The following is a 7,900-nucleotide window of genomic DNA, read 5'->3' on the forward strand; positions in this document are numbered from 1 at the left end:
TATGAAGAATCTATTTGTAATAATTGGCGGAGATGCAGCTGGAATGAGTGCTGCCAGTAAGGCAAGACGGGAAAATCCTGAATTGGAAATTATTGTCTTTGAAAGAGGAAGCTGGGCTTCTTATGGCGCATGTGGACTACCTTATTATATAAAAGGAGATATAAAAAATATCAAAGACCTTATCGGGATTCCTCCCGAGATATTTATAGAGAAAAGAAATATTGACCTGCGTTTAAACCATGAAGTTATAAAAATAATACCTGAAGAAAAAAAATTAATTGTCCGTAATAGAGATGGTAATATCAAACAGGGTTATGATAAATTACTTATCAGTACTGGTGCAAGGACTGTAAAGCCAAACATAAAGGGTATTGAATCTGGAGGAGTCTTTGCTTTGCGTGATATGGACAGCGGAAAAAATATAAAAAATTTTCTGCATGAAAAATTGCCTGAATCAGTATTGATTGTGGGGGGCGGATATATTGGAATGGAAATGGCTGAGGCCTTTCATGCAAATGGATTAAAAGTTCATGTTGTTGAGTTTTTCCCCCATGTTTTAAATCCATTTGGCACAGAAATTGCTGCTGTAGTAGAGAATCATCTAAAAGATTTTGTCCAGTTACACCTGGGAAAATATGTTAATACCATAATGGAAACTGATACCGGAAACCTATCAGTGCAGGTAAAAGATAAAAAGACAGAAGATTATCAAGAGAATATTGCAACAGATATGGTTTTATTGGCAACTGGTATTGTACCGGAAGTATCTTTAGCCAGAGAGGCAGGAATTGCACTGGGAGAAACCGGGGCAATTGCTGTGGATGAATTTGGCCAAACAAATATTCCGGATATTTATGCTGCAGGTGATTGTGCAGAAGCAAAACACACTGTAACCGGTGAACCCGTATATATACCACTGGCATTAACCGCAAATAGAAACGGACGAGCGATTGGCAGTACTGTAGGAGGAAAAACGACTACTTTAGTTCCAATAAGTGGAACTGCTGTTGTGAAAGTCTTTCAATTAGAGGTCGCCACAACCGGAATCATAGATATTGAATTAGCTAAAAAAAGTGGTTTTAGTCCATTAAAAATCACTGTTGATAGTCATTCCCGGGCTGGTTATTGCCCAGAATCTAAACCTATTAAAATTAGTCTTATGGCAGACCAAAGAAGTAAAAAATTACTTGGGGCAAGCATGGTAGGGGAAGAGGGGATAGTCAAAAGAATCGATATTATTGCTACTGCCCTTAGTGGAAAATATACGGTAGAACAATTAGAAAATTTGGATTTGGCTTATGCACCTCCATTTTCTCCTGTATGGGATCCGGTTTTAACAGCTGCAAAAGTATTAAATGGTAAATTGAATAACTGATAACCTAATATGCGATTGCTGAAGAATTAAGAAAAAAATCTATTATTCTATTAAAGGAACAAAAACATACTGTTCCTGTGTAGTTCTTTTAATAATTTTATTATTTTGTTTTTTCAAAACTATCAATGGTCCATGAATATGAGGGCAAACCAGGATTCCTTTATCAGTGAGCACCTTATCAGCCAGTTGGTATATTAAACCTTCCTGTGTCGGAGTAATTCCTGCAGTAATAATAATATGATTATATTTTTCTTGCCAGTTGGTTAGATTTTTTAAGATATTATAATCCCTGAAATCAATATTATTTAACTTTTTTCGTTCTTTATAATTTAAGTGTACTTTTAACTCATCAAGGTTTTTACGAGCTCTTTCAACTAATTGTGGAATGATATCCATACTTGTCACTATACCGGGATATAAGATATATCCTGCCAGGCTGGCATTCCAGCCACTTCCTGAACCTAACTCCAATAAGTTATTACCTGGTTGCAGATTTGATAGCATAAGCATTCTGGCGACAGTAGATGGTTGAGAAATAGTCTGGTTATAGCCTATTGGCAGAGCAGCATCTATATAGGCATCATTTTTATGTTCAACAAAAAAGACTCTATCTATAACAGTAATTGCCTTGATTATTGTATAAACATTTTCCTTCTCTTTTTCGCTATAAGCCAGGGACAGTAGATTATTTTCTACACTTCTTATTAACTGTTCCAGATTCATTTTTATACTCTTGAATATTATATTTAAAGAAACTTAAAAGAATAATTAGACTATTATTTTTAATAAATTAACTATGGTTGATATATATTTATAATTATAGCATAATAAAATAAAATTAATGGTAAGGAGGAAAGTTTGAAATGAAAAAAAATAAATTAAGAGAACTATTGAAAGCTGGTAAGCCTTCTTTGGGAACCAGAATATCTGCACAATGGCCTATGATTGCCGAGATGGTCGGTAGTACTGGTAATTTTGATTATATTGAATATGTTGCTGAATATTCTCCTTTTAACCAATATGATCTTGAGAATATTTCGCGAGCTTGTGAATTAACTGAAATGGGATCTATGATTAAAATTGATTTCCAGAACCGTGAGTATATTGCTCAAAAAGCAATTGCCTCTGGCTTTCAAGCAATTCTTTTTACAGATCATAAAACCCCGGAAGAGGTTAGACACTCGATATCTATTGTGAAAGCAGACGAACCGTCTTCTGGTGGTAGATTTGGTTACCCTAATCGTCGTTTTATTGGTTGCCAACCATACTTATCTCAATTGGACCATGTTAAGCGCATTAATGAAATTGTAATATGCTTTATGATAGAAAAGAAAGAAACTATGGATAATATTGAAGAAATTTGTTCAATACCCGGAATTGACATGGTGCAATTTGGACCCTCTGATTATTCTATGAGTATAGGGAAAAATAAGTCTGATATTAAAAAAGAATGTAAGGCTGCTGAACATAAAATGATTGAAGTAGCCTTACAAAATGGTGTTCAACCAAGATGTGAAATATTTGGTGATCCTGATGAAGTTAAATATTATTTAGATCTGGGTGTTAAACATATATGCTTTGGTGATGAAATGAAAATTTACAATTCATTTCTGGTAAATGAAGGAAGTCGTATGAGACGAATTGTTAATAATTTGAGTGGTAAGTTTATTTAAGGAATAAAATAAAAGGAGTTGGTATTATGTCTAAGGCAAAAATAGGTTTCATTGGTCTTGGTGTTATGGGCTTACCTATGGCCAGGAATCTTCTGAAAGCAGACTATCCTTTAATCGTTTATAATAGAAATAAACAACCTTTGCAAACAATAGTTCAAGAGGGTGCTGAAGAAGGCAAATCCAGTGCTGATGTCTCTGGAAAATGCGACATAATTATAACTATGTTACCAGATTCCCCTGACGTGCAAGAAGTAGTCTTATCAAAAGGAGGTTTAATTGAAGGCATGTCTGCAGGGCAGATTTTAATAGATATGAGCTCGATTTCTCCAATAGTATCCCAGGCTATTTCAAAGCAGTTATCCCTGAAGAAAGTAGACATGCTTGATGCGCCAGTTAGCGGAGGACAGGAAAAAGCTGAATCCGGAAATTTGGCAATCATGGTTGGTGGTAAAAAAGAAATATTTGATTGTTGTAAACCAATATTAGAGGTTTTAGGGAATCCAGTATTGGTTGGTAATATCGGTGCCGGTGGCACTACTAAATTAGTCAACCAGGCAATAGTCGCTATTAATATTGCTGCTGTAGCCGAAGCACTGCTATTAGGGAAAAAAGCCGGTGTAGATCCAAGGCGGATTTTTGAAGCTATAAAGGGGGGGTTAGCTGGCAGTCAATGTCTTTCTGACAAGGCACCCCGTATGTTTTCCGGAGATTACGATCCAGGTTTTCGTATCAAGCTTCATGTAAAAGATTTAGCCAATGTATTGCAGGCCAGTCAAACTTTACATAATGCTATGCCTTTGACTGCCCAGGTTATGGAAATGATGAAGGTTTTAATATCAGACGGATATTCTGAGCTGGATCATGGAAGCTTAGCAAAATTTTATGAAAAAATAAACAATGTTTCGCTAAAGGAAAGTAAAAAATAATAAAATATAAAAAATCAAACCAGATAGAAGGTGTAATAAATATGAACAATTACCTTCTTTCTGCCATGGTATAATTGAGAATATATTGTTAAAAAATTAAATTTATTTCCGAGATATCTGTATAATTTTTAAATATTGATAAGGAGTAGGAGTTGAGTGATGGAATTAAAATTAATTGAAAAAAGACAAGAAACGAAAGATGTATTTAGTTTTATTTTTGAAACATCTAAACCTGTTTCCTGGCATGCAGGACAATATGCCCTTTATAAAATTCCTCATACTAATCCGGATAATAGAGGTGATACCAGAATTTTTACCATTTCTTCTCCACCGTATCAAAAAAAGGTAATGCTTACTACACGATATTTCTTTCAGGAAAGCAGTTCCTTTAAAAAAGCATTATTCAGTAAAAAAATCGGAGAAATTGTAAATGTACTCAGGATACAGGGTCATTTTATAATTGAGAATCCGGAAAACAAATTAGTATTTATAGCCGGTGGGATTGGTATAACACCTTTTAATTCAATATTGTTAGAACTGGAAAAGGCGAAACAGATTAAAGATATAATCCTTGTTTACAGTAATAAGAATGAAGAGAATGTTATTTTTAAAGAAACCTTGAGCCAATTGGCAAAGGCAAACCAGGGACTTGCTGTTAGGTATATATATTCACCCCAACGATGTGACAGGGAGTATGTTCAAAAAACAATTTCAGATTTTCAAGAAAGAATCTTTTATATATCCGGTCCACTTAGGCTGGTTAAATCAGTAGAAGAGTCTCTAAGCCAGCTTAATATAAACAGAGAAAAAATAAGAAAAGACTATTTTCCCGTGACTGGTGAATATTAGAAAAGTTTGATTGGTTTTTCTTTTGTTTTAGTAAAATTGCATCACTAATTATGTTATAATTTTCTATAAATTATTGAATTTAAGGAATTATCAACATTGGAAAGGACTGTTATTTCAAGTGATTAAAAATCCCTCTATAGAAGAAAAAAATGGAATTATTGTAATTGGTGGAGCAAATATAGATATTAAAGGGAAATCAAAGAATGTATTGCAATGGAGAACTTCTAACCCTGGTACTATCCGGGTTGCTCATGGGGGAGTTGGCAGAAATATTGCTCATTATTTAGGGCTATTAAATATACCTGTGACATTCCTGAGTGTTGTTGGTGATGACGATGAGGGGAGAGAAATATTAGAAAAACTCAGAAATGCAGGTGTAGAGACTGATGAGATAATTCAGTCGAAAAAAGATGTGACCGGTAAATATGTTGCAGTTTTAGATGAAAAAGGAGATATGCAACTCGCAGTAAGCGATACTATGATTATGAAAAGAGTTACCCCCCGTTATTTAATTGCCAAAGCTGGAATTATTATGAAAAATCGTTTTGTAATCATGGATACCAATTTAACAACCCAGGCTATTCATTATGTAGCTTATTTATGCAACAGAGAAAATATTCCCCTGATTGTTGATCCGGTATCAATTGTTAAGAGTAGAAAACTATTGGGAATTTTACCAAAAATTACCTACCTATCTCCCAATATGGATGAGTTAAGCGCTTTAACCGGTACTGTTATGAGAACTTCCACTGATCGGCAGAAAGCAGTCAGCCAGCTGTTACAAAAGGGAGTTAAAAATATTATTCTAACAAATAATGCACAGGGCGCTTTTGTATTTTCCAGGGAATTTCCCGAAGGATATTTTATTAATACAAGACATAGAAGGGTTGTAGATATAACTGGTGCAGGAGATGCGCTGGTAGCAGGTTTAATGTATGGGTTATATAACCAATATTCACTGTTAAAATCAGTTCAAATCGGATTAACTTTATCTGGCTTGACTGTGATGTCACCGGAGACTGTATATTCAAAGGCAAATGAAAGATTAATTAAAAATAAAATTTTAGGGATGTTTAAGATATTATGAAATATACTGATTTTTTTGAAGTATCTGAGGAAATAAAAAATGCTATTCATAAAGGAGTTGATGGTAAACCAGTTGTAGCTTTAGAATCAAATCTGTTTACCCATGGTCTGCCTTTTCCGGATAATATTACTACTGCCTTAAATATGGAAAAGAATATTAGAGATGAAGGAGCTGTCCCTGCTACAATTGCTATATTAAATGGTAAGATAAAAGTCGGTTTAACTAATAGTGAAATAGAAAACCTTGCTCATTCCAAAAATGTGATTAAGGCAAGCAGAAGAGATTTAGCTGCAGTTATTGCTAAACAGCTTGATGCAGGTACTACCGTGGCTCTAACTATGTGGATAGCCCACAGCTGTAAGATAATATTTTTTGCTACAGGAGGAATAGGAGGAGTTCATCAAAGCATTGAACTTCCCGCTATGGATATTTCTGCTGATTTGACTGAATTATCCAGAACTCCCGTTGCAGTGATTTGCTCCGGAGCTAAAGCAATACTGGATCTCCCTCGAACCATAGAATATTTAGAGACAATGGGTGTACCTATTTTTGGATTTCGTACTCATGAATTTCCAGCATTTTATAGTCAGTCCAGTCATTTAAAGGTTGATTATTCACTTGAAGATACTCTGGAAGCCGCTAAAGTAGTTAATTCTCATTTACAATTAAAAATGGGCAATGGCTTGCTTATAACTAACCCGGTACCAACCGAATTTGCTATAGGTAAAAAGAAAATGGACACCTGGATAACAAAAGCACAGGAGATTGCCGAAAAAGAAGGTATTAAAGGAAAACAGGTAACACCCTTCTTACTAAATAAAGTCAAGGAATTAAGCGAGGGAAGAAGCTTAAAGGCTAATATTGAACTATTAAAACACAATGCAACGATTGCTGCTCAAATTGCCTGTGCATATCATCAATTACTGTATTCAGATATCAAATCATGATTTGTGATTTCAGGCTGTTTATCACAATAAATAAATTTACTGAAAAGATTGATATATTTTATTTCGCAACTGCTTTGTAGCTTTCTTGCGATTATAATTAACTGATTGCTGGGATAAATTCAACATTTTTCCAATTTCTGCATCTTTATATCCCCACCAGTAATAAAGTAAAATAATTTGCCTGTCCTGTCTTTTCAAGTGGTTAATATTTTCATATAAAGTGATTTTGTCAACCTGATTTTCAATTGTGTTTTTTGACATGTCTATTCCTCCTTTGAAGTGTAGGCTCATGTTTCAGGTCAGCCGTTGGTCGTTAGTATTTGGTATTTAGTAAAAATAATCTTAATAAAACCAATTATCCTCTTTCCAAATTAGTTATTTGAAATAACTTAGTAAATATTTATTGATTCTGTTTTTTTATTAAAGAATTAAATGCAAATGTTAATAAACTAAAATTCATAAACAGTCTATTTAGCCATTAAATTGGTTTTAGCTATTTGACTATATAATACCAACTACTAAATAATAACGACTATTTATGTATTATTCTAAAATACTGTAAACTAAAAACAATTAACTAAAAACCAAATACTTTATACTAAATACCATTATGTTTTATCTAAAAACTATAAACAAAAAATTAGAAACCTTATTTTATACCTGATACTCTTCTATTATTTCTCCCCCTCACCCCAGCCCTCTCCCTCCGAGGGGAGAGGGAAGTACAAGAAAAAGATAATTTTATAAATAATTGGGTGTCTTTTGGTAGAGTTTGTGAGTTGCCTTTTGACACAGTATCTATATACAGAAATCTAGAAAACTTTATTTTTCCAGTTGTTACTGCATATTAGTTATTTTAGATTTTATGTTCATTGAATTTTTACGGTATACGGTATACGTTATACGATATACTATTTTGCTTTCTCCAATACCCCCAAAGTCCCCACTTAATTCTTTTTTTCATGAACCCTGCAAAGGTTACCGGCGGTTTCTCTTTATACTGATATACTCCTGTAATAAAAAGCAATGCAGCCTGTTGAAAG

Annotated in this window: 8 protein-coding genes; 6 read left to right on the plus strand and 2 right to left on the minus strand. The window is 33.9% G+C overall.

All coding sequences use genetic code 11. The features are described 5' to 3' along the window. Nucleotide 1 precedes the first annotated feature (1 nt). Nucleotides 2–1,375, plus strand: coding sequence for an FAD-dependent oxidoreductase (locus tag PHQ99_07300; GenBank protein MDD4289375.1), 1,374 nt, complete (start codon nt 2–4; stop codon nt 1,373–1,375). A gap of 42 nt (nt 1,376–1,417) precedes the next feature. Here the strand turns inward: PHQ99_07300 and PHQ99_07305 are convergent, their stop codons facing one another. After that, on the minus strand, nt 1,418–2,098 hold the full coding sequence (locus tag PHQ99_07305) for a methyltransferase domain-containing protein (GenBank protein MDD4289376.1): 681 nt from the start codon (nt 2,096–2,098) through the stop codon (nt 1,418–1,420). Between the two features lie 140 nt (nt 2,099–2,238). On the opposite strand from PHQ99_07305, the gene PHQ99_07310 reads away from it, so the two are divergent. The 5 genes from PHQ99_07310 (at nt 2,239) to PHQ99_07330 (ending at nt 6,857) form a co-directional block, all read left to right on the plus strand. Then, complete coding sequence (locus PHQ99_07310; protein MDD4289377.1) at nt 2,239–3,048, plus strand: aldolase/citrate lyase family protein; 810 nt, start codon at nt 2,239–2,241, stop codon at nt 3,046–3,048. A 26-nt stretch (nt 3,049–3,074) separates the two neighbouring features. Then, nucleotides 3,075–3,974 (plus strand): 2-hydroxy-3-oxopropionate reductase, encoded by a 900-nt coding sequence (locus PHQ99_07315; GenBank protein ID MDD4289378.1) that lies wholly within the window; start codon nt 3,075–3,077, stop codon nt 3,972–3,974. Nucleotides 3,975–4,133: 159 nt separating this feature from the next. Beyond that, nucleotides 4,134–4,823: an FAD-dependent oxidoreductase gene (locus PHQ99_07320; GenBank protein ID MDD4289379.1), complete on the plus strand. Its 690-nt coding sequence runs from the start codon at nt 4,134–4,136 to the stop codon at nt 4,821–4,823. A gap of 118 nt (nt 4,824–4,941) precedes the next feature. Continuing rightward, nucleotides 4,942–5,910, plus strand: coding sequence for a carbohydrate kinase family protein (locus tag PHQ99_07325; GenBank protein MDD4289380.1), 969 nt, complete (start codon nt 4,942–4,944; stop codon nt 5,908–5,910). Beyond that, nucleotides 5,907–6,857 carry a pseudouridine-5'-phosphate glycosidase gene (locus PHQ99_07330; protein MDD4289381.1) on the plus strand — a complete coding sequence of 317 codons (951 nt, stop codon included), beginning with the start codon at nt 5,907–5,909 and terminating at the stop codon, nt 6,855–6,857. The genes PHQ99_07325 and PHQ99_07330 overlap by 4 nt, the downstream gene beginning before the upstream one ends. A gap of 36 nt (nt 6,858–6,893) precedes the next feature. Here PHQ99_07330 and PHQ99_07335 read toward each other — a convergent pair whose 3' ends face one another. Then, complete coding sequence (locus PHQ99_07335; GenBank protein MDD4289382.1) at nt 6,894–7,118, minus strand: sigma factor-like helix-turn-helix DNA-binding protein; 225 nt, start codon at nt 7,116–7,118, stop codon at nt 6,894–6,896. Nucleotides 7,119–7,900 lie beyond the last annotated feature (782 nt).

The organism is Atribacterota bacterium, from assembly GCA_028703475.1.
In the GTDB taxonomy this organism is placed as follows: domain Bacteria; phylum Atribacterota; class Phoenicimicrobiia; order Phoenicimicrobiales; family Stramentimicrobiaceae; genus JAQVMU01.

Bases quoted from the DNA above. Each gene is read 5' to 3' on its own strand.
- PHQ99_07300 (MDD4289375.1), top strand. From the start codon at position 2: ATGAAGAATCTATTTGTAATAATTGGCGGAGATGCAGCTGGAATGAGT.
- PHQ99_07305 (MDD4289376.1), bottom strand. From the start codon at position 2,098: ATGAATCTGGAACAGTTAATAAGAAGTGTAGAAAATAATCTACTGTCC.
- PHQ99_07310 (MDD4289377.1), top strand. From the start codon at position 2,239: ATGAAAAAAAATAAATTAAGAGAACTATTGAAAGCTGGTAAGCCTTCT.
- PHQ99_07315 (MDD4289378.1), top strand. From the start codon at position 3,075: ATGTCTAAGGCAAAAATAGGTTTCATTGGTCTTGGTGTTATGGGCTTA.
- PHQ99_07320 (MDD4289379.1), top strand. From the start codon at position 4,134: ATGGAATTAAAATTAATTGAAAAAAGACAAGAAACGAAAGATGTATTT.
- PHQ99_07330 (MDD4289381.1), top strand. From the start codon at position 5,907: ATGAAATATACTGATTTTTTTGAAGTATCTGAGGAAATAAAAAATGCT.
- PHQ99_07335 (MDD4289382.1), bottom strand. From the start codon at position 7,118: ATGTCAAAAAACACAATTGAAAATCAGGTTGACAAAATCACTTTATAT.